This window comes from Ochrobactrum sp. BTU1 (assembly GCA_018798825.1).
Lineage (GTDB): Bacteria > Pseudomonadota > Alphaproteobacteria > Rhizobiales > Rhizobiaceae > Brucella.
In genome coordinates this window covers 1624991-1646555 of the sequence record CP076355.1, presented here as the reverse complement: position 1 = coordinate 1646555, position 21565 = coordinate 1624991, and the positions used below count along the sequence as shown (strand labels likewise).

Below are 21565 nucleotides of genomic sequence, written 5' to 3'. Positions count from 1 at the left end.
TGGCCGCGCTCATGTGCGAGGTCCGGGTTCGCGCGCTATTCTTGACGTTGTTAGCAGTCGCCAGGAAGGCGCCCAATCCCGCAAATTCGCTTGGCATTTCACACCTGCCACAAACCGGTCGCTCGATTTATGACGCTTTCAGCGTCCACGAAGGAAGCGGGTGCGGGGGATCAGGTGTGGACCTTTCACCGTGAGTGGTTGCGGCAGACTTGATCGCCTATTCAGGCCACTCGATTCCGCGGCCATTAGAAAGCGCATCTCGGCTTACTCGGGTCGTCGCGCTTCGAAACTGATGATTTCATCGTCCTTGCGTGGGGCTTTTCCGTGCAGGTAGTTGCCTGATACAACCACATCGACAAAGCCGGTGCGCTGAAGAGCCATCGACAACTCTTCGACGCCCCACCACCGCAACTTAAAAAAAACGAGTTCGGATTTCACAAGATTTCCATCCTGCCAAAGCTCATAGCGGAGATGGGCTAGGGTGGTCTGCGCGATATAATCTGTTTCCACCCGATGATCCGAGAGAGTGAGCAGATCGCCGTTTTCCGTTTTCCAGCTTCGAACTGACCCTGTTGGCCCAAAGAAACTGCCTATTGCATCGAGGTCCAGGAACAATTTCGCGCCGGGGATGAGATAATCATAAAACCGCCTCAGTACAGTGATCGCCGAGGTGGTATCCGTGACCAGCTGAAACGATCCCGCGGGGATGATGACGGCTGCAAAGCGTTGGCTGTAGGAGAACCCTTCGAATGTCTGTCGTGTCACCCTCGCAGAGAGGTTCCTCTTCCTGCATTCCTCCTGGCAGTAACCGAGCATCTCGTTAGACGCGTCAAATCCCTCTATTGAGAATCCGGACTCGAGCAACGGCACATAAACTCGACCGTTACCGACCGCAGGTTCCAGGATCGGACCTTCGAGTTCCCCAAGGCGTTGCTGATAATACTCCACATCGCCAAATGAACGTCCGACCGGCTTATCCAGATTATAGACCCAAGAAGCCAGTGTTCCGTAACGATTGTTCATTCGAGACCTGTAGGATTGATCTTGCCACGACGCTTTCGCCATATGCGGAAGCGACTGTCTTATAATTGAAGGAAATGACTCTCGCCAGTTTTAAGTGGCCATCCATGGTGCGGGAACGGCCCTTCGTGCACACGCCTGCTTTTGGCACAAGGCAGCCATTATCAGTATCGGGCTTGAATGTCAGCTTCCGGTGGGCATTGAGCTTTCAATTCTGCAGCTGTACCCACATTAGAATTTACCGAAAGCCGCGACCCTTGCTTTGATAAAAGGCAAGGTTTGATATGGCTTGTTCTACCTTACAGAAAACTCTTTTGACACGCATTCTTCAGTCTCAACCGCTCAATCCTTTCTGTCATCCCGCCAAACCAAATTCACATGGTGGTCCTACGATCTAAGATGGGTTCGTCCATTAGAAGGTGCTTTTCGTGGTACCGCAATTTTAGAGGCTGAATCCAGGAGCTTACGAAAGGTTGGACATTCGAGATGGCTCGTTGCGCTGCAGTCAGCAACATGCCGAAGTGTATCACGCAAAACGCGCAGCCCAGCCATCTGTCTGTCTAAGTCATCGGCCTTCGCACGCAACTCTTCCCTCGGAAGTTCTAAACGGCCTTCTTGTCCAAGAATTGTAGCAATCTCGGTGAGTGAGAAACCTGCCGCTCTGCCAAGCGCGATCAGGGATAGCTTCAACAAAACATCTTTATCGAACTGCCGCCGCAATCCATGCCTTCCCACCGATCGGATTAATCCAATTTCCTCATAGTATCTAAGGGTAGACGGCTGTACGCCAGCGCGTTCAGCTACTTCACCAATATCCATCGTTTTCATACTTGACCTCAAGTTGACTTAAAGTCGTACGATCTCTTGAAGCAAAGAATATGGCAAGGGAAATAAGATGGATAATATGCCAAAGGCGGCTGAAGTGGCTATCTGGCGAGACAATCGCGCTGTTGCGCTGTTGATGGCGGCGACGTTAACGGTGATGGCCAACGCAACGATCAGCCCGGCGCTGCCCGGATTGCAGCACTTATTCGTAGATGAACCCCATTCTGAATTGCTGACGCGGCTTTTGGTGACGGCCCCCTCATTAAGCATTGCGCTTCTAGCGCCTTTGGTAGGGCTCGTCGTGGATCGGATTGGACGGCGCGTTCCGCTACTTGTCGGCATTATTCTTTTTGTAATCGCGGGCAGCGCCGGATTGTATCTCCCTGACTTGCTGACCATATTCCTTAGTCGAATTGTATTGGGGGTTGCCGTCGCATTTATCATGACAGCGCAGACAGCACTGATCGGCGATTATTTTTCGGGTGAGATTAGGAGTACACTGACAGGACTGCAAATCTCCGCACGAAATTTTGGCGGTTTGGTTCTCATCCTATTAGCGGGCTTGGTCGCTACAGTGTCGCCCCGATGGGTCTTTGGTGTGTACGGGCTGGCACTCCTGGTGCTGCCGCTTGCATGGGCGGCGATCGTGGAGCCGCGGCGGTCATTAGACGTTGGCCGGGCTTCCCATTTGCCGGGATCGGAGGGGAAGCCGAAATGGGCGCTGCTTTTTTTTGGGTTGGTCATCCTGCAGTCGGTAACCAACATGTTCTTCTTCATTATGCCTACGCAGTTGCCGTTCTTCCTCGATGCCCAAGGTTACAGCAGTGCCAGCATGACGGGTATGACGCTCAGTCTTTTGATGCTGAGCGGAGGCACAGTAGCATTGGCCTACTCGCGGATACAGCGCACCATAGGCTATGCCGGTGTCTATGCATTTGGCTATGCTGCTATGGCATCTGGTTTTCTGCTGTTGTTGAATTCGGGCGAGGCTTTGTTCATTTTGGCTGGCGCGGCATTAATCGGTGCTGGTTATGCTGCAGTTTCGCCGACGTTCGTCGCGCTGACACTCGCAATGGCACCGCAGCATCGACGGGGATTGGCCGGGGGAATACTGACCTCCTCGGTTTTTGCAGGCCAATTCATATCGCCACTGCTCAGTACCCCAGTGATCATGACTGCGGGCTACGACGGACTATTTGAGTGTGTGACGGTTCTTCTGGCAAGTATGGCGATTATCGTGTGTGCAGCCATCCGGTACGGAGCTCGTGAAACGCGAAGCTAATTTTTGGGTACTGGGATGTCGCCCCTGAAGCGGTACCACTACTGACTGCCCACTATTACGCAGGAACAGGGATCATCATTGATGATCCTTACAACGCGTTGATCGCAACGCAACTAGCAAAAACTGAGACCGGGGTGGCATGCTTGTGCGCTGGACTTCTGGATTTTGTGACGAGCCGCTTGGTCAAATACCGACACATGCGTTAATGGCGGAGATTTAGAATATCCCGCTTGCCTACAGGGTCTGGCAAAAGTAGATGGATGTAAACTTGCCCAATGTGTTCACCTTAACTCATATAGGGACTGGACGCAGGCGAATGTTTTGTATTGATCGACTGTTCGGCGATTTTAGTTCTGATTATAGTTTAGGAGACGAAGACATGTATGTCCGATTGGCGAGCTTTGTGACTGCCGGTTTGATTTTTTTGAATGCAGCACTGGCTGACGAACCTTCAAAGGTGCGTGATATCACTGGCGCAAACGAAATCTCAGAACGTAGCAATGAGTTTGCGAACGATCTCAAAGCGCTCGGCATTGAAGCGAAGCTGAAATGCGGTCTATTAATCGGGACGCAAAACGAAACCGGACAAGAAAGCTTCGGCGGGATTTGCGATATGACGCTAGCAGGTAAAAAGCCAACGTCGATCATGCTGTGCAACGATACGATGATTGGCAAACTGACCATCAAAGCTTTCGGCTTCAGTGAGAACAAGAACGAACTTGCGGCATTCACGAACATGAACTGCCAGCCGGGTGGCTAACACTGCGTAATCCCTTCGCGAGCTATGGGCTTGCTAAAAATCCGGGTGCAGTTCGATTTAAGAAAACTCCGGCAACACCAACACTGCAAAAGCCCTAGTCCGAATGATATGCTTGGGCTTACCTACAAGTGTTTTTTTGGACGGAGTTGCAGAGAACTGCACCTATCCCGGCCAGACAGCTGCGAAACGTTTCACCGAATTGCTGTTCTGGCAGTTACTTCGAAAGCTTTTGGTACCGCTTGATGAGGCGATCGCGCTTGAGCTTTGAAAGACGTTGAAGCCAGAAAATGCCGTCGAGCTGATCGATCTCGTGTTGATGGCATACAGCTAGAAAGCCATCGGATTCTTCAGTTTGCCCCGTGCCATTGATATCCTGATAACGCAAATGAATGCGGGCGCTTCTTTCAACATCGTCCACCACACCTGGCATTGAGATACTTCCTTCCTGATGGCGAATTTTCTCATCGGAAGCCCAGGTGATTTCAGGATTGATGTAGGTCTTGGCGCTGCCGGGGCCGGAAAGCTCCAGCACCACGACGCGCGTCAGAACGCCGATATGTGGAGCTGTGATGCCGATGCCAGGTGCTGCGCGCAGCGTGTCGAGCAGATCCTGTGCAAGAACACGCAGATCACTATCAAAAGCGGTGATGGGTGCTGCTACTGCACGCAAGGCTGCATCCGGAAATTTGACGATTTCTCTAACGGTCATTCTCTGCTCTTCGCTGTCTGCCGACTATCGAGCTGAGCAATGTCTTTATTTTGCAGAATGCGCAAGCGGGCACTGCAATATGCAGTGCCCGTCATTGGTTCAGAACGAGACTTACTTGGCGTTCAGGAAATCTGCGACTTCGAGCAGGATAAACTCGTTATTTGCAGCTTCGCCGATCTGGCGACCGCCCGAGAACGGCAGATTGTTATCATTGGCGATCAGGATATGAGTATCGTCTACGCGCATCACGTCTTCGATGGTGAAGAACGGGAAGGTAAACTTGCCCTTGAGGTCGCGTGCTGCTGCGGTGCTCAAGATTGCCTTGTTGTCCGGGTCCTGAATGTCCATCAGATTGATATGACCGATACGGTGGATGTAACCGTCAGCGTCGATCTTTGATGTATCGACGAGAACGATATTCTTGACCTTGGCCGGTAGGGGATAGCAGGCTGAAAGATCGTCGGTCTTGCACTCAAGGCTCGGATCACCTTCGCCATTGTCACGCTCGATGACCAGCGCACGGGTGTCGTCGATGAAGTTGAAGTCACCAATAGCAGTTGCGCCTTCAGCCAGACGGAAGCGGTAGCTGTTGCCAGTCCATTCGCCTTTGCCGGTGTCAAAAGTGATGACGCGCAGGAAATCGCCTTCCGGCTTGCCGCTGTCGTCATAAAGCGGCTTTTCAAGCATGGCCCAGAGCTGGTTGGTCTTTGGCTGCAATGCCATGCCTTCATAGCCGCCCGAACGCTGAACGCGATAATCCTTGCCGGCAACCGCTGGCACGACGACGCCCGGTGTATCTGGCCCGGTCAGCTGCTTACCATCGAGCATGGTTGGATAGACGGCTTTCACGCGGCCATCGAGACCAGCGCGAATGATGTAAGGGCCAAACTCATCACCAATCCAGATCTCGTCATTGAGATACTGAATGCTTTCCGGGTCAAAATCCGCACCCGTCAGGTAACGGCCATCGGTGCCTTCATAAGCGATGCGGAACGGCACTTTCTTGTCGGGATCGCGCAAAAATACCGACTCCACGCGCTCAACCTTGCCGGTTTCAAAATCAGGCTTCATGCGGTGGAAGAACAGCAGTGCATCCGGGCTGTTGGCCTTGGTGCCAAAACCGTTGTCGGTCAGTGTGAAAATGCTGCCATCGGCTGCACGATTCATAGCAAAGCCTGACATGCCCTGTACCGGCTGGCCGATGAAGGGAAGCGAGATGCCGGTGGTGTGGCTGCCATAGGCTTTGCCGACATCGCCCATGACGCTCATTGGCTTGTCATTGCGTGCCTTGCCGGTGAACTTGCCGGAAACCCAGGCGTCGCGAGGGGCATCGGCAGGCGGTGTTATCAGCGTCAAAGCTGGCAGATAGGCGTGACCTGCCAGTTTAGCGGTGAATGTCTCTTCAGCCATGGCCGAAGACGTCATAGCAATCGTGGCAATGGAAGCGAGAAGATAACCAAGGCGCATAAGGGACCCCCTAAATTGCGAAAACAAACGCAATGGTCCTTAAAGGGGCCCTGTGACGGGTGATTATCATCACGATTAAGGTTTGATGACAGCTGCTAAGGAAGCTTGACCACGACGAACTGGGTAAACTGGTCGGCATTGAAATTATTGTCGGACGCGATCACCAGCGTTTTCGCACCATCGATTTCCGGACCCCATGTGACGGATTCGATATTGTCGATATCGAGGCCGAACCTACCTTCATCAAGACGCAGCAAGAGTTCTTTCTTCAACGGTCTGGCTGCGATCCCCTCAAGCGATGCTTTGCTGTTCACATCAGTCGCACCTTCGAAGGATGCGCGATAAATGCTGATGCGATTGCCCACACCGTGAGCGTAGCTTCGCTCCACAGTGAGAAGATTCGACCCATCCGTCATGAACTCGCTTAATCCATTGTCGTTCCAGAAAGGCGGTAGCGTTGCCTTTGCGAAAACCGGATCAGTTTCATAGACATGCTCGGCGGTTGCTTGACCCGATGCGATATCGAAGGAGATGATGCGCGACTTGCTGCCTTTATCAAGCGTGGCAATCTCGCCATCCTGAGCGAGAGCATTTTCAGTGCCTGCAAGCAGCGTCTTGCCGTCGGCTGTGATGGCGAGACTTTCAAAAGCCAGATTGTTTCGCGTGCCACGCGTTTTATTCTCATCTGGCAAATACGCTTCCGGCAGTTTGAATTCACGAACAAAGCTTCCATCGAGCTTCATTTCACGAACAGAAGGCTTGCCTTTGCGGTCGCCTTCGCTGGACCAGTAAAGCGTCTGGCTTTGAGCGTTGAAGCGAATGCTTTCCGCATCGACATCCTTGATTGCAAAAGGCTTTCCCTCGGCATCAAGCAGGGTGTTGGTTTCCAGAATATCCAATCCGTGAATGCCGGATGCGTCAATATCGAGTTTTAGTTTGTAGAAACGGGCAGGTGCCTTCTCTGAACGGTCATCAGAAATTGCATAATAGATATTTTGGGCCGGATCGTAATCAAGACCGGAAATGCCGCCAAACTCAACGCCATTGAGTTTCAGGCCCGTAGGCAGAACAAACTCGCCGACCAACGCGGACACTTTTTCTTGCGCAAAGACAGGAAGGACTGTGCTGAGAAGAAGTGCCGTCAATGGAATGATCGAGAGCGTTTTGTGTATCATATGTCACCTGTCTGATTGATCGCAGACAATTAGCCCAAGTTTTTTACACCTGCATGAATACGAGAGACTTTGAAAAATTATTATTTAAAAACAAATAGTTGGATTAAATAACCTGTTCTTGTGGGCGGCAGACTCCTTGTTTAGTGGGTGAGTTGCCCTCTCAATAGCCGGCAAAGCAAGTTTTACCAATTAATCGGCAAACTGTTATACCAGCGTCATCTAGCTTTCTTATCTGACCCTCACACGCATTACACAGTGGGGATTTCTGATATGCGCAAACTGCTTCTTGCTCTCGCCTCAGCAACCATGCTGACGACTGCGGCTGGTGCTGCAACCGTCTATCCAATTGACCGGGCGACAATCCTTGTCAATTCGCCCTTCGACTTCAAGGTTGAGTTCGATAAGGTCGTTAAGCCAGAGGACGTGAAAGTTACCGTTAATGGCCAGGACTATGAAGCTGTATTTGGCAGCAAAGCCGAGTTTACCGCTGAAGAAAAAGGCGAAGAAGACAAGGTTTTGGGTTCCGCTCTCATTCTTCGCGGACTGAAAATCGGCAAGGCCGGTGACTACAAGGTTGAAGTTTCTGCAGGCGACGAGACCAAGTCGGTCAATTGGGATGTCTATGCGACCGGCAATGAAGCCAAAGCCAAGAACATCATCTTCTTGATTGCTGACGGTCTATCGGTTGCTCACCGTACAGGCGCGCGCATCATGTCGAAGGGCATGAGTGAGGGTAAGGCCAATGGTCGCCTCAACATGGATGATATTCCGCCTGTTGCTTTCATCGGAACGTCTTCTACCCATTCGATTGCGACTGACAGTGCCAACACCATGTCTGCTTATATGACCGGCCATAAGTCACGCGTGAATGCACTTGGCGTTTATGCCGACCGTACGCCTGACAGCCAGGACGACCCGAAGGTTGAAACCATTGCAGAAGCAATGCGTCGTGAAACCAAGAAGTCCATCGGCATTGTTTCGACATCCGAACTTCAGGACGCCACACCAGCCGCGCTGGTCGCACATACGCGCAAGCGTTCCGACAAGGCTGATATTGTTGGAATGATGTATGATGTGAAGCCTGACGTCATTCTTGGTGGTGGTTCTGCTTACTTCCTTGCAAAGGATGTTCCAGGTTCCAAGCGCAAGGACGACAAGGATTATATCCAGTTGTTCAAGGATGCCGGATACGCACTGGTCACAAGTAAGGACGAGCTTGCTGCATCGGGTGAGTCAAACCAGGACAAGCTCCTCGGTCTTTTCCATACCGGCAACCTCGACGTTACGCTTGATCGCGAATTCCTCAAGAAGGGTACGGTCGACAAATTCCCCAACCAGCCAGGTCTGGTGGAAATGACCAAGACGGCTCTTGAAAAGCTCTCCAAGAACCCAGAAGGCTTTTTCCTGATGGTTGAAGGCGCATCGGTTGATAAGATGAGCCATCCGCTTGATTGGGATCGCGCACTTGTCGAAACCATCGAGTTCGACAAGGCCGTTGGCGTTGCCCGCGAATTTGCAGAAAAGAACCCGGACACGATGATTATCGTCACCGGCGATCATACCCATGGCGTTGCCATCATTGGAACAGTTGATGATGAAAAGCCGGGCGATGAAATGCGCGAAAAGGTTGGCACTTACGATGCCGCCGGATTCCCGAATTACGAAGACACCAATGGCGACGGTTACCCGGATCGCATTGATGTTTCGCGTCGTCTGTTCCTCGCCGCCAATAACGGCCCGGATCATTACGAAACCTTCCGTCCAAAGATGGATGGCGCCTTCGTGCCGGCCGTTAAGAACGAGAAGGGCGAATATGTAGCCAATGAGGCTTACAAGGATGTTCCGGGCGCAGTCTTCGTTCAGGGCAACATCCCTAAGGAAGATGACACCGGCGTTCACGCTGTCGATGACGTTGTTCTTCAGGCAACGGGTCCAGGTTCCGAGGGTCTTCGCGGCTATATGGAACAGAGCGATGTTTACCGTGTGCTTGCTGACACCTTTGCGCTCGGCAAGGCAAAGTCTGAGTAATCTTCGTTTGAGTAAGGGCAGGCGGGTTTTCCGCCTGTCCACGTACCTTCAGGAGGATAGGATGCGCACAGGACCGCATTTCAATCGCAGGCAACTCATGCTTGGTGCATTGGCAACTGCGCCTTTGATGTGCGTTGCAAACAGGGTACAAGCCGCAGAGCAGCTTGGCTTTGACAATCTGTATAAAAGCTTTGGCGTTCTTGGTCTGGAATTTTCCGATCAGGTCAAAAATGCTTCCGGCAAGGAAGTGGCAATCAGCGGGTTCATGGCACCGCCACTCAAGGCTGAAGCCAATTTCTTCGTACTGACCGAAATTCCGATGTCGATCTGCCCATTCTGCTCGTCAGATTCGGATTGGCCCGATAATATTATGGTCGTCTATCTGGCATCCAAACAGACGTTCGTACAGTTCAACGCGCCGATTCTGACGCGCGGTACGTTGGAATATGGTTCATGGACAGATCCTGAAACGGGTTTCGTCAGTCAGCTTCGTCTGCGTGATGCTTCTTTCGAAACGGTCTGACGATGATGCTTGCCAAGCCATCGGGCCTGTCGCTCGATATTGCCGATCTGGAAGTGCGCTTTCAAGGTTTGGCTCTCCCCGTGCTTTCCATTGAAAAGTTTAATCTGGCTGCTGGTGGTCATCTGGCAATTACCGGTGCCTCCGGCTCGGGCAAAAGCACGATGGTCAACGCCATAACGGGGCTCGAACCTGTGAAATCCGGCAAAGTGGTGTGGGGCGAAACGCAAATCAGCAGCCTGTCTTCCTTCAGGCGTGATGCATTTCGTGCGCGCAACATCGGTCTGGTGATGCAGGATTTTCACTTGTTTCCCGGCCTTTCGGCACTGTCCAATGTGCTATTGCCACTCAAATTGAGTTTTGGGGTGAAAGCTGACGATCGCACGCGCGCTCTTCAATTGCTTCAAACAGTCGGAATAGCTCGCCCCGACCAACATATCGAAACGCTGTCGCGCGGTGAGATGCAGCGCGTGGCTATCGCGCGTGCGCTTCTTTCTAAGCCCGGCGTGATCGTGGCCGATGAGCCGACAGCAAGCCTTGATCAGAAAACTGGGGCGGATGTCGCTGAGCTTCTGGTTCGGCTTGCCACCGAAGAAAAGGCGACATTGGTGGTCGTCACGCATGATCCGCAGTTGATGCAATATTTGCAGCGCCGCATCCGCCTTGAGGGCGGAAAGATTGTAAGCGACAGCGTGGAGATGGAATTGTCATGATCGCATTCATTCTTGCGGATCTGCGCCGCTTCTGGAGTGGTGCTGTCGCCATCATCGTTTTGCTGGCATTGTCGGTTGCATTAAGTTCGGTCGTGACCGTGCAGGAACGGGCTGTGCGGCTTGGCACGGCGCGGGCATCTGACAAGTTTGACCTTGTGATCGGTGCCGCAGGAAGTGACACGCAACTCACACTTTCGTCGGTCTTTTTGCAGCCATCGCCTCTGCCGCTTATGTCGGGTGCGATGCTGGGCAAACTTGCAAATGACAAGCGCGTGGCCTTCGCGGCTCCAATCGGCTTTGGCGACAGCGCGATGGGCTTTCCCATTGTTGGCACGACAACCGAGCTTATTTCCGCCCTGTCACCACAGCTCGCCGAAGGCACGATGTTCGCACGTCTGGGGGAGGCGGTTATTGGTTCGGCAGTCGATCTAGCTGTCGGCGCTAAAGTCAATCCAATGCATGGAACTGTTGAAACTGGCGGACATGCACATACGGAGCTGAGCTATCATGTAGCTGGCAAAATGGCTGCGACCGGCACTGCATGGGATCGGTCTATTCTGGTTCCCATTCGCACTGTCTGGCAGCTACATGGCATGGAAGCTTACGAAGAGCACGAGCATGGCGACCATGCTGAAAAGCTGGGTAACGGATTTGGTGTGCTAATCAATGAAAAGAGGCATGACCATGATCACGAAATCGACGTCAATGCGCCGCTTGATGAGGCTTTCGATGCTGATAGCCCTGGTGTTCCGGCTATTCTTGTAAAGCCAAAGACCATTGCGGATGCCTATCGGCTGCGGCAGGAATATCGTTCTGATCGCACATTGGCGATCTTCCCGGCAGAGGTTCTCACCCGGCTCTATTCGACATTGGGAGATGCACGCCGCCTGCTGCTTGGTATCGCAATCGGTACGCAGGTGATTGTGGTTTTTGCTTTGTTGTTGGTTGCGGTCATGCATATAGGCGTGCGAAAGCGTCAAATCGGTGCGCTGCGGGCGCTTGGTGCGCCGGTTCGCTCCATCATGGCGATTGTCTGGGGTGAGTTGTTTTTTCTGCTGATGCTTGGAATCTTTCTTGGACTGGCAATCGGTTATGCGGCAGCGCGTGCCATCACATCATGGCTCACAGCAACAACAGCAGTCAGGATGCCGGTGGAATTTGCAATGAGCGATGTCTGGCTTGTTATTGGCTTTATCGCGGTTGCGGCAGTGGTTTCGCTCGTTCCGGCGTTGATGACACTGCGGATGAGTCCGGCGTCTGCTTTACGTTCATGATCTAAAAAAGTGGCCGCAGCATCATTTCCAAACCTAGCAGCAGCAAAGAGATCAGAAAGCCGCGCCTGAATATGACGGGACTGATTTTCCTGCGAATGACTTGTCCGGCCCACATTCCAGCAAGGGCTGGAACAATTGCCATGGTGGAGATTGCGAGTTGATCAAGAACCAGCACTCCTTGAACCCCGAGACCTAAAGCCAAAGCGATTGTCGATATAGTGAAGGACAGGCCCAGCGCTTGAACAAGTTCCTCTTTCTCAAGTCCAAGTGCTTGCAGGTAAGGCACTGCCGGAATTACGAACACGCCAGTCGCTCCCGCAATAAGGCCTGTGATCGCTCCCACGATCGGTGACAGCCAGGTCTCAAGTCCCGCAGGCACCTTGAAGGGATGCGCCAGCAGTGTGAAGGCTGCATAGAGGCTGAGACAGGCGCCCAATGTACTGGTCGTGATGGTGGCATCACTCTTCGCCAGCCAGGAAACGCCGAGCATGGTTCCGGCAATGATTGCGAGCATCATCGGCCATAGCCGTCTGACCAGCGCGAGCGAATTTGGTCCTGCAATCATCTGCCAAACATTGGTTGTGAAAGACGGTACCAGCAGGAGGCTTGCCGCTGCCAGTGGTGAAATGAAGCTGCCAAGCACGCCCATTGCCAATGTGGGCAAGCCCATGCCAGTGATGCCTTTGACAATACCGGCAGCAAAGAACGTAGCCGCAATCGTGAATACCAGTGTCGTTGATAAATCGAACATGGCCTTGCATGGACCATCTCAAATACTGGAACAATGTGGAAGTTCCGCATCATGGCTTCGGCTGGCCCGAAGCCTAATTATGCGATAGTCTTGGCTGATGCGCTTTGACCTGACTGACCTTCGCTTGTTTCTTGCTGTGGTAGATGCTGGCAGTATCACCCATGGAGCGGCGGATGTTGGACTTTCACTGGCGGCTGCGAGTGAGAGGCTGCGTGATATGGAAACACTCAGCGAAGTGATGTTGCTTGAACGTGGACGACGCGGCGTAACAACAACCGAGGCTGGCGACGCGCTGGTGCATCATGCTCGTGCGATCCTCCAGCAGATCGCGCAGATGCGGGGTGAGCTTGGCGAATATGCAAAAGGTCTGCGCGGGACAATCCGCGTTCTGGCCAATACCGCTGCGATGACCGAATTTCTTCCGGCGCGGCTTGCTCCCTGGCTCGCGCGCAACTCTCAGGCCGATATCGACCTGAAGGAGCGACAGAGCATTCAGATTGCCAGAAGTATCGCAGGAGGTTTTGCGGAGATCGGTGTTCTATCCGATACCGTCGATATCGGCGGCTTGCATTTACAGCCCTTTGCTATTGATCGTTTGGTGCTGGTCAGCGCGAGAGATCATCCGCTCGCCGTACGCAACAGCGTTCGGCTCGACGAATTGCTCGACCAGCATTTTATCGCGCTAAGCACAGGCGCATTACAGGATCACATCGATGCGCAGGCTCTGAAAATCGGACTGCGACTTAAGACGCGTATCAAGTTGCCGACCTTTGAGGGTATTTGCCGGGTGGCAGGCGAGGGCGTGGGCGTTGCCATCATACCGGAAACGGCGGCGCGGCGTTTCCGGCGATCTTCTTCGATAGCGATCATCAAGCTTTCCGACAGTTGGGCAACGCGCCAACTGGCAGTTTGTGTGCGAGATGAAACCACGTTGGCGCCTCTGGCAAGGAGCCTGTTTGCACATCTGACCTCATACGAGCGACAGGCTTGATATATTCTGCGAAACAACCTGACTTGCGGCTGTAATCAGCCGCTTGCCGGTGTCCGCACTGAAAAAATGCAGCTTATCGACGGCTGCCGTCAATTGCATATGGTCGCTGATCGGGAGCTGAGGCGGAAAGGCTGCAGTTATCCGCTGCTCGCCAACCATACCATGAACGAGGCGCTGGGCGCCGAGTTCTTCAACATGATCGAGCATGAAACTAAGTGGGTTCTCACCATTCTGGGCCAAGACAAGATCCTCCGGCCTGATGCCCACTGTGAGAGAATCGTATGAGGGAAGACTGCCTGAAAGCTGCAGAACCGCTTCATCGATCATCAGACGGTTGCCGTCGAGCCGGGCGTTGAGGAGGTTCATGGCTGGTGAACCGATAAAGCTCGCAACAAAAGTCGAGGCTGGATTGTGATAAAACTCAAGCGGAGTTCCGATCTGCTCGATACTGCCCTTGTTTAACACGACAAGACGATGCGCGAGGGTCAGGCTCCACGTCAATGTGGGCAAAGCGGTTGGCCAAAGCGCTTGGCATACGTTGGAAACTTGCCCCGGCGCTTCGGCGTCGGGGCTTTTTTTTGTTGTCGGTTTAAAATTTTTCAGGGCATCATCTTCTGAGCTTGACGCAAGTCATCAGAGTAAATTGCACGCAATATGTTGGCCTATTTCCCCGGGGCTATTTTAACTAAATTTGGTCGTTGTTTAATTAATTGGAGAAAAAAATGCGTGTGTTGACAATTGAAGAAATGATGATGGTGTCTGGCGGACATTACACCGACAAAGATGGGTCCACGCATCTTGATACAATTAGCATCAGCCGAGATGGCGGTGGCAGATCTGACAGTGCGGGTGGTGATCGAGGCCATTCGGTTGCTTATCAGACTAATCGCGATGGCGTCACTGGCTATGTAGTTCTTCCTAGTGGAGAAGCTGATAAAAAACCACGTCTATCGAAAGATGGTTGGGTGGTTGATAGCGTGGGTGTTCAGGTTGGGGTGCCGGGGATCAGTGGAAGCATAAGTGTTAAACCACGTGAAGCGCACGGCGGCAGCAGCCATAACTGACGGCAGGATGATTGCAGCCTCTTTAAAGAACGAGGCTGTATAATTAAAGCGATGGCGAATGTTAAAAATTAGCAAAAGCACCCTTACCTGCATTTTAGTTGGGATATCACTTTTATGCTCAACGATTGGAGCAGCAGCTCAAGAGGGGCTATCCAAATCGGAATTGGTCTCGTTTTTTAAGTCGGCTGTTTACACGCAAACGGTAAAGGGTCGCGAGCTCGTCCTCAGGTGGACATCCAACAGAATAATGTGCGTCGCTGGGAGCGCTACAGCGTCAGACTTTGATAAAGTTTCGCTTTTTACATACGCGATCAATAGAATTACGAATCTAAATGTAAGAACTTTCTTTAGAAAGACAGTCCAGGATTGTCCAAACGACAGCCTTATTTACCTAAATTTTCGCAGTAAAGCAGACGACAGTCATCAGAGCCTGCAAGATAAATTGGATTTTGTTGATCGCATTCAAGGATACAGCGCTACGGCTCTATCAAGCCCAAACCCACTCGCTTTTATGAAGTTCAAAATTGGTGGTCAGGGAACGGATTACATATTTATTGATCTGCCAAGCTTAGGCCCTGAGATGGATATGTTCGCAGGAAATTTACGTAATGAGCTTATTGAAAAAAGTGTATTTCAGATGCTCACAGGTGTGAGTAATACTGAGCATCTTCAAAAATATCCAACTTCATTGAAGTCTCCTCTTACTACTCTTCCCCCCGAATTAAGCGGGGATTTCGTGTTGAAGCATAAACGTCAGTCACCGAACCTGTGTCTGCTAGATGTTATGTTTCTTTATTCTCTTTATAGGCCAAAACAAAAAGAGAACATAGTTCCGATGGAGATGGATTATCATCTGGATTATATAAGAAATAAATTCAATGAAATAGAAAAAATCTCACGAGAAGTATATTTCAGACCAGATTTTAATGATATTTTTCCGAGGAAGTGCTGACGGGATTCGAAATCAACACCAGTATCTAAACCGCTGCACAAGCTCAACAGGCAGGAAGACATCGAAATCCATTCGTTGTTTGAGTGATTTTCTGAAAAAGACAATAGAGGTGAATTAAACACTACTTTTTTTCTGGCTTCACTTAAGAAATTGAAAGTTACAATATTAACAATTCACTATTTAGAACCCATTCCGTGGCTTCCCAGCAGACTGCGTGGCTTGGCAGTCCCCGCTTGATCCAGCCGGTTTCTGTGCAGCTCGCCACCATAATGGGAATAATAATCGTCGCGCTCATTCTGGCTGTTTTGATCTTTGGTGAATACACACGGCGCGTCCGGGTGTTCGGCGCTGTGGTACCAAGCGCAGGTGTTCTCCATGTCTTCACACCCCAGACGGGCCGTTTGCTCGCTAATTGCCCGTTTGATGACCGTCTTGGCGAGATTTTGTCGTATTCCTGTGAGGTAAGTTCGTTAGGTCTGCCGCGACGTAACAATGGCATGACCTTAAAATGGCACAACGACCTCTTCGACCATCGGATCGGCAGGATCGGATCCGCGATCGTCTGATCAGACAGGGCGATACCACTTGCGCGCAGCTCGCCGGTATATTCGCGGTTTCAGAAGAAACGATCAGACGAGACCTCGCCTCTTTGGAAGAAAGAGGGCAAGCGATGCGCGTGCATGGCGGTGCGCGTGCCGTCACGGCAAAGGGACTGCCGCATATTGACTTGCGTATCGGAGCAGATCGTGAAGCCAAGGAGCGAATTGCCCGGATTGCCCATGGATTGCTCTAACCGGGTATGTCGGTATTTTTCAGTGGCGGTTCAACCGCTCTGGCAACAGCGTGGGAGGCGCGTCACGAACCACCCATCATCGCCACATCGCTGATGGTCGATATCATGATCGACCTGTCTATGGGCGGGCAGACTGATCTTACGGTTTGCGGTGGGCAATTCGACAAGCGCTCCCGTGCTTCCTTCGGTTTTGAGGCGATGGAAATCATCTCGCGCCGTGTTTTTGATGTCGCCTGAGCAAGCGGGTTTGATGTGCAGCGTGGATTGCTTGGGCCGTCGGACAGGCATCTCCAGCTTGCGCAGGTGGTGCGGCGGCAAACAAGAAAGTTCGTCGTGCTGGCAAGCCACACGGCTCTGCAAAGATCGGACAAGTTTTCGATCCTGCCAACATCGGGCATTGATCTGGTGATCACAGATCAGCCGCCGCCAAGTGCGGTTTATGCAACGTTGGAAAGAGCAGGGGTGGAGATCATTTACTGATCTTCAAATCGGTCCGGACCAGATGGGCCGGACCGATGTTTTTTTGGCAGTCTTATGACTGATGATGGCTGACAGACTTTTCCGCGTCTTTGGTCTTTACAAGCGATATGACAACGCCCGCACCAAGGATCGCAAAGGTAATGCCGAGCGACCAAGAAGGCGGGAATTTTTCCCAACCCATCAGATCCGCAATGAACATCTTGGAGCCGATGAAGATCAACAGGATCGAAAGCGCGTACTTAAGATAGGCGAAGCGATGTAGGATGGCCGACAGGGCAAAGAAAAGCGCTCTTAGGCCAAGAATTGCAAAGATATTCGATGTGTAAACGATGAAGGGATCGGTGGTGATCGTGAAGACTGCCGGTACGGAGTCTACAGCGAAGATCAGATCCGCAACTTCGATCATGATAAGCGCCAGGAATAGTGGCGTCGCGAAGCGTACCATCTTGCCGGTCGCGCTGTCTTTCAACCGTACAAAGAAGGCATTGCCGTGCAGTTCATCCGTGACACGCATGTGTTTACGGGCAAAGCGCAGCAGCGGATTTCGGCTCATATCCGGTTCGTCATCTTCTCCAGAAAACAGCATCTTAATGCCGGTGATTATGAGGAAGACCGCAAACAGATACAGGACCCAGTGGTAGTTTGCCACGATTGTAGCGCCAAGGCCGATCATGATGCCGCGCAACACGATCACACCGAGAATACCCCAAAATAGGACGCGGTGCTGATATTTGCGCGGGATTGCGAAGAAGCTGAATATCAGTGCGATAACGAAGATATTGTCGAGAGCCAGCGTTTTCTCAACCACGAATGCAGTGAGATATTGCGCCGTCGCCTCGCTGCTCATCTGCCACCAGACAAAGCCGGAAAAAGCCAGTCCAAGTGTGATGTAGAAAGCCGACATTTTCAGGCTCTCACCGATTTCGATCTCATGGTCTTCCTTATTGAAGACGCCAAGATCGAGCACCAGCAATGCCAGAACGATGCCGATAAACACCAGCCACATCCAGACCGGCGTTCCCATGAAGAGTGAAGTAAATATTTCCATATCCGACCTCTGTTCAAATCTAACAAGGTCGGCTTCGGGTTACCGGGCTGACCTCGAGCTTGCTCGAAGTGTCCGACATCACGGTTTGTAAAAACCGCCAGAGGGGCCCGGTCCACTGGCTATCACGTAGGAAGCGATTTTGCAGTTTCAAGCCGGGCTCTGCTTATTTTTACGCAATAGAGCAGATTTACAGATTCTGGACTGAACCCACGCTTTCTTAAATGGCCTTCTGGATCGCCTGCAGCAATTCGGCGGGGTCAATCGGCTTGTGAAGCAGCATATAACCGCTCGCGGACGCTTCACGCAGTCTTTCAGGCGATGTATCGCCCGTCAGGATGATCACGGGCAGCTCGTAACCAAGTTGATCGAACAATCTGCGTGCAGCTTGTGTTCCAATCATGCCCCCTTCAAGGCGGTAGTCCACGATGACAAGGTCGGCTTGAGAGGGCTTCGCTGTTTTATCAGCTTTCCAGGCGGCATATGTTTCGACAGCGTTGCGCCCCGAAAAGGCTTGGTAACCCCAAACGTCGACAAGCCCTGTGAGAGCTTCAAGAACGGTGCTTTCATCATCAATAATGAAAATGTTTCCACCTGTCTGAAGCGGGCTTCTGGTGGCCTTCTTCGGTTGGCGCTGATCAACGACAAGCGGTACGACGATTGAAAACATCGATCCCGTACCGGCTTGCGAGCAAAGCCGGATCGGATGATTGAGCAATTCTGCTGTTCGTTTCACAATCGACAAGCCAAGTCCCAGTCCTTTGTCGCGATCGCGTTCAGGATTATGCAGCTGCACGAATTCTTCAAACACTGTTTTGTGCTGGTTTTCGGCGATACCGATCCCGGTGTCATAGACCTGAATTTCGATATTACTGCCTCTGAGACGACAGCCAAAGAGTATGCCTCCGCTTGTCGTGTAGCGGATCGCGTTGGCAATCAGATTGGCAATTATCTGCCGCAGCATCATGGGGTCGCTGTCTGTATGAAGGTCACATGGGACCATTCTCCATCGAAGACCTTTGCTTTCAGCGAGGCTCGCAAATTCGTTGCGAAGATCATCCTGTAATTCACCTATCGAGATGGTTTCGCGATTGGGCGTCACGATCTGAGCGTCGAGACGTGAAACATCGAGCAATGCGTTGAGCAGATAGCTCAGATTGGCAACGACGCTTCTGATCTTTCCAGAAATATTAGCCGCGTCGGCGCCATTGACATTCCCTCTGCCTGCGAGTGCTGCCAAGGTCGAATTGAAGAGACCAAGTGCGTGTACTGGTTGCCGGAGATCGTGACTTGCAGCTGCAAGGAAACGTGTCTTTGCGCGATCGGCCGCTGCCACCCTGTCCCGTTCACTTTTGAGCTGATCAACGAGTGTTTCGTTTTCAAAGCGCAATCGAATCGTCTCGGCCAGATCCCGGTGGGTCACACGTCCATGATGCACGTTGATGATAACCAGACAGGCGATCAAAAACAGATAGGCGTTATAAATCTCCCCCTCACTCATGAGGCAATAGATCGTGCTTGGGAGAACGGTCGTGAATAACGATCCGACGAGGACCGGCAGAAATGCTGATGAAGTGGGCACGGACCCGCAGGTCAGACCCGTCATGACGATCATTGCGAATGAAAGAAGGTGTGGTTCGCCCGAAAGAAAACCGATCAAGCCCAATAATCCCCAGTTCATACCCGACAACCACGAGAAGCCAGCCGCCGTCCATGCCCATTTCGGATAGTTGTTCGGTGTTTTCGTATGGCGAAAAAAAGCGCGGGTGCCGATCATACGGAGGATTGTCAGCAAATAGACAGAAACGCACCATGCAACGAGCCAGGTATTGGGTACCTTGCCCCAGAAGATCAGAAGCGAGGGGATCGGCACGAAAATGTTTGTCAGCAGTACGCCGGCCGAATGCTTGTAAAGCGTATTGACCAACGCCTGCTTTATACGCGTCTCGTCTATGGGATTAACTCTCGTCGATTTTTTGTGTTTTTCAGGGAGCGCTAATGCCACCATAATGCTATCCTGTATTCGCTTGTGGGCTTGAGGGGCATCTTATCGATGAGGGAAAACTACCGGGTAGTCTTGGCTGACGATCACAATATCGTCCGCGAGGGGCTTAAACTACTTCTTTCCACGTTAAGCGAAACGGTTGTGGTTGGTGAAGTGGGTGATTGCTCGTCTTTGTTGAGGCTTTTGGCTCAGACGCCTTGCGATATGGTCCTGCTTGATCTTGGGATGCCGGGATTTCACGGCTTTCAGTTCATAGAACAATTACGAGCGACCCATCCAAAGTTAAAAATTCTTATTCTGTCTGCAAACAGTGAATCCCGTTCGATCCGTGCAGCACTCGACGCTGGTGCTAGTGGTTATCTGACGAAAGATGGCGATCCGAGCGAACTGCTTGCCACCATCGCCAATTTGAAAAACGGTCGCAGCAACGGCGCAATTCACATTGGTTCCTCGATCAACCGTCCAAATGGTCATGAGCCTGGACCCAATATCGATGTCGTGTCGCCTGTCCCGCTCACAAGGCGTGAGTTACAGTTTTTGGCATTGATCCCACAGGGTGCGACGACCAGGGAAATAGCAGATCGGCTCGGCATCAGCGTTTTCACCGCCCGTAAGCATCGCGAAAACCTCATGCGCAAACTGGACCTCCATAGTAGCGCTGAACTGACAGCTTATGCGGTGCGTCTTGGATTGCCATCGGCTTAATCTTCCGGTCGCGGCTCTGGCAGAAGCCCCCAACTGCCAGAACCGCCATTCAAGCAAGGATTTGCTTGAATGAAAGCCTATATGCCTCTGTTAGCCAGAAGCTACCAAGATGGCCTAAGGCATGAAATACGGCACCTGTCGTATTTTAGCAGGTACATCAGGAGAATATGCTCCCGACTAATCCGCTGATAGATCGTCGGCGGTATAATGGGGCGGCGACCATGTTTCGCAAATACGCAAATTTTGGTGAGGAAAGGCGGTCGGTTCTGATCTCAATTCTGGCGCTATTGCTGGGGTCGCTTTTGCTTGCGAACGAGAAAGCACGAGCGGGGGAGGCTTTACGCTCAGATAGAGTTGATGCAGCGGTTGTTTTTGCTGTCGATCGGTCATCGTTGCCAGATATCGACGATGTTCAGATGGTTCGCGAGGGGCATATAGCGGCCCTGCGTTCTTTGTACCACGTTATGACCAGCGGCCCGAACCAGTGTGTGGCAATTGCCTATATCGAGTGGTTGGACGACAGCCAATCCGAAACCGTTCTGCCATGGACGCGCATCTGCGATGAAGGCGATGCTGAAGCAGCGGCTACAGCAATAGCACTTTATCGCCCTGATGATCACAAAGGCGAGGCAGGCTCCATGCTGATGGCAATCAATGCGGCCTTGGATGAAGTGAAAATGGCGACCTGGAGCGCAAACAGGCTCATTGTAAATCTTTCGATTTTTGACGACAAGCCTGTGGGGGTTGCCCACACAAACGCCGATGCAACCAACATCATTACAGTGCAGAAGGATTGCCTGCACAATCAAGGATCGGGCAGACATTTGCAGGTCGCATCATCTACGGATTACTTGGCCGCAATTGAGCGGAGTTTGATGTTTGACGTGGGTGGCGACAGGGCCTTTTACATGAAGGCAGAAGAGCCAGATATCAGAACGGCAAAGACCGATATCATACCTTAAAAAGGTGGCGCTTCGGGGCGCTGGTCCCCGAGGCGATTGTGCAT

The 21565-nt window shown here is 51.9% G+C and carries 22 protein-coding genes and 1 pseudogene; 14 read left to right on the top strand and 9 right to left on the bottom strand.

Annotated features, from left to right (window positions below; translation table 11 throughout):
- Nucleotides 1-264 precede the first annotated feature (264 nt).
- Both KMS41_18985 and KMS41_18980 read right to left on the bottom strand, forming a co-directional pair.
- Nucleotides 265-1023 carry a class I SAM-dependent methyltransferase gene (locus KMS41_18985; GenBank protein ID QWK79541.1) on the bottom strand — a complete coding sequence of 253 codons (759 nt, stop codon included), beginning with the start codon at nucleotides 1021-1023 and terminating at the stop codon, nucleotides 265-267.
- A gap of 384 nt (nucleotides 1024-1407) precedes the next feature.
- On the bottom strand, nucleotides 1408-1848 hold the full coding sequence (locus KMS41_18980; protein ID QWK79540.1) for a helix-turn-helix domain-containing protein: 441 nt from the start codon (nucleotides 1846-1848) through the stop codon (nucleotides 1408-1410).
- 67 nt (nucleotides 1849-1915) lie between these two features.
- On the opposite strand from KMS41_18980, the gene KMS41_18975 reads away from it, so the two are divergent.
- Together KMS41_18975 and KMS41_18970 are read left to right on the top strand one after the other, a co-directional pair.
- Nucleotides 1916-3127 (top strand): MFS transporter, encoded by a 1212-nt coding sequence (locus tag KMS41_18975; protein QWK79539.1) that lies wholly within the window; start codon nucleotides 1916-1918, stop codon nucleotides 3125-3127.
- Nucleotides 3128-3506: 379 nt separating this feature from the next.
- Nucleotides 3507-3887, top strand: coding sequence for a hypothetical protein (locus KMS41_18970; protein ID QWK79538.1), 381 nt, complete (start codon nucleotides 3507-3509; stop codon nucleotides 3885-3887).
- 214 nt (nucleotides 3888-4101) lie between these two features.
- Here KMS41_18970 and KMS41_18965 read toward each other — a convergent pair whose 3' ends face one another.
- The 3 genes from KMS41_18965 to KMS41_18955 all read right to left on the bottom strand — a co-directional run bounded on the left by KMS41_18965 (nucleotide 4102) and on the right by KMS41_18955 (nucleotide 7238).
- Nucleotides 4102-4596 (bottom strand): peptide deformylase, encoded by a 495-nt coding sequence (locus tag KMS41_18965; protein ID QWK79537.1) that lies wholly within the window; start codon nucleotides 4594-4596, stop codon nucleotides 4102-4104.
- Between the two features lie 111 nt (nucleotides 4597-4707).
- The gene (locus KMS41_18960) at nucleotides 4708-6063 is read right to left on the bottom strand and encodes an esterase-like activity of phytase family protein (protein ID QWK79536.1); all 1356 of its coding nucleotides are present in this window, start codon (nucleotides 6061-6063) and stop codon (nucleotides 4708-4710) included.
- Nucleotides 6064-6158: 95 nt separating this feature from the next.
- The gene (locus KMS41_18955) at nucleotides 6159-7238 is read right to left on the bottom strand and encodes an esterase-like activity of phytase family protein (protein ID QWK79535.1); all 1080 of its coding nucleotides are present in this window, start codon (nucleotides 7236-7238) and stop codon (nucleotides 6159-6161) included.
- Between the two features lie 270 nt (nucleotides 7239-7508).
- Between KMS41_18955 and KMS41_18950 the strand changes: the two genes are divergently transcribed.
- The 4 genes from KMS41_18950 to KMS41_18935 all read left to right on the top strand — a co-directional run bounded on the left by KMS41_18950 (nucleotide 7509) and on the right by KMS41_18935 (nucleotide 11773).
- Nucleotides 7509-9266, top strand: coding sequence for an alkaline phosphatase (locus KMS41_18950; GenBank protein QWK79534.1), 1758 nt, complete (start codon nucleotides 7509-7511; stop codon nucleotides 9264-9266).
- 61 nt (nucleotides 9267-9327) lie between these two features.
- Complete coding sequence (locus tag KMS41_18945; protein ID QWK79533.1) at nucleotides 9328-9789, top strand: hypothetical protein; 462 nt, start codon at nucleotides 9328-9330, stop codon at nucleotides 9787-9789.
- A gap of 2 nt (nucleotides 9790-9791) precedes the next feature.
- Nucleotides 9792-10499, top strand: coding sequence for an ATP-binding cassette domain-containing protein (locus KMS41_18940; GenBank protein ID QWK79532.1), 708 nt, complete (start codon nucleotides 9792-9794; stop codon nucleotides 10497-10499).
- A complete protein-coding gene (locus KMS41_18935) occupies nucleotides 10496-11773 on the top strand; it encodes an ABC transporter permease (GenBank protein QWK79531.1) in 1278 nt (425 codons plus the stop codon). Before KMS41_18940 ends, KMS41_18935 begins: the two co-directional genes overlap by 4 nt.
- A gap of 1 nt (nucleotide 11774) precedes the next feature.
- Here the strand turns inward: KMS41_18935 and KMS41_18930 are convergent, their stop codons facing one another.
- Nucleotides 11775-12524: a sulfite exporter TauE/SafE family protein gene (locus tag KMS41_18930; GenBank protein ID QWK79530.1), complete on the bottom strand. Its 750-nt coding sequence runs from the start codon at nucleotides 12522-12524 to the stop codon at nucleotides 11775-11777.
- Between the two features lie 97 nt (nucleotides 12525-12621).
- On the opposite strand from KMS41_18930, the gene KMS41_18925 reads away from it, so the two are divergent.
- Nucleotides 12622-13515, top strand: a complete 894-nt coding sequence (locus tag KMS41_18925; protein QWK79529.1) for a LysR family transcriptional regulator — start codon at nucleotides 12622-12624, stop codon at nucleotides 13513-13515.
- Here the strand turns inward: KMS41_18925 and ugpC are convergent.
- Nucleotides 13495-14007, bottom strand: a pseudogene (gene ugpC, locus KMS41_18920) (sn-glycerol-3-phosphate ABC transporter ATP-binding protein UgpC). The gene KMS41_18925 and the pseudogene ugpC sit on opposite strands and share 21 nt — an antisense overlap.
- A 230-nt stretch (nucleotides 14008-14237) precedes the next feature.
- Between ugpC and KMS41_18915 the strand changes: the two are divergent.
- From KMS41_18915 to KMS41_18895, 5 genes are all read left to right on the top strand, one after another.
- The gene (locus KMS41_18915) at nucleotides 14238-14579 is read left to right on the top strand and encodes a hypothetical protein (protein QWK79528.1); all 342 of its coding nucleotides are present in this window, start codon (nucleotides 14238-14240) and stop codon (nucleotides 14577-14579) included.
- 58 nt (nucleotides 14580-14637) lie between these two features.
- A complete protein-coding gene (locus tag KMS41_18910; protein QWK79527.1) occupies nucleotides 14638-15531 on the top strand; it encodes a hypothetical protein in 894 nt (297 codons plus the stop codon).
- 508 nt (nucleotides 15532-16039) lie between these two features.
- A complete protein-coding gene (locus KMS41_18905; protein QWK79526.1) occupies nucleotides 16040-16324 on the top strand; it encodes a DeoR family transcriptional regulator in 285 nt (94 codons plus the stop codon).
- A 6-nt stretch (nucleotides 16325-16330) separates the two neighbouring features.
- Nucleotides 16331-16561, top strand: coding sequence for a hypothetical protein (locus KMS41_18900; protein ID QWK79525.1), 231 nt, complete (start codon nucleotides 16331-16333; stop codon nucleotides 16559-16561).
- A 15-nt stretch (nucleotides 16562-16576) separates the two neighbouring features.
- Nucleotides 16577-16804, top strand: a complete 228-nt coding sequence (locus KMS41_18895) for a hypothetical protein (GenBank protein QWK79524.1) — start codon at nucleotides 16577-16579, stop codon at nucleotides 16802-16804.
- Nucleotides 16805-16856: 52 nt separating this feature from the next.
- Here KMS41_18895 and KMS41_18890 read toward each other — a convergent pair whose 3' ends face one another.
- Nucleotides 16857-17852 carry a TerC family protein gene (locus KMS41_18890; GenBank protein QWK79523.1) on the bottom strand — a complete coding sequence of 332 codons (996 nt, stop codon included), beginning with the start codon at nucleotides 17850-17852 and terminating at the stop codon, nucleotides 16857-16859.
- A 217-nt stretch (nucleotides 17853-18069) separates the two neighbouring features.
- Complete coding sequence (locus tag KMS41_18885) at nucleotides 18070-19857, bottom strand: response regulator (protein QWK79522.1); 1788 nt, start codon at nucleotides 19855-19857, stop codon at nucleotides 18070-18072.
- A 45-nt stretch (nucleotides 19858-19902) separates the two neighbouring features.
- On the opposite strand from KMS41_18885, the gene KMS41_18880 reads away from it, so the two are divergent.
- Nucleotides 19903-20559: a response regulator transcription factor gene (locus KMS41_18880; GenBank protein QWK79521.1), complete on the top strand. Its 657-nt coding sequence runs from the start codon at nucleotides 19903-19905 to the stop codon at nucleotides 20557-20559.
- A gap of 221 nt (nucleotides 20560-20780) precedes the next feature.
- Complete coding sequence (locus KMS41_18875) at nucleotides 20781-21521, top strand: DUF1194 domain-containing protein (GenBank protein ID QWK79520.1); 741 nt, start codon at nucleotides 20781-20783, stop codon at nucleotides 21519-21521.
- The last annotated feature ends 44 nt before the right edge of the window (nucleotides 21522-21565 follow it).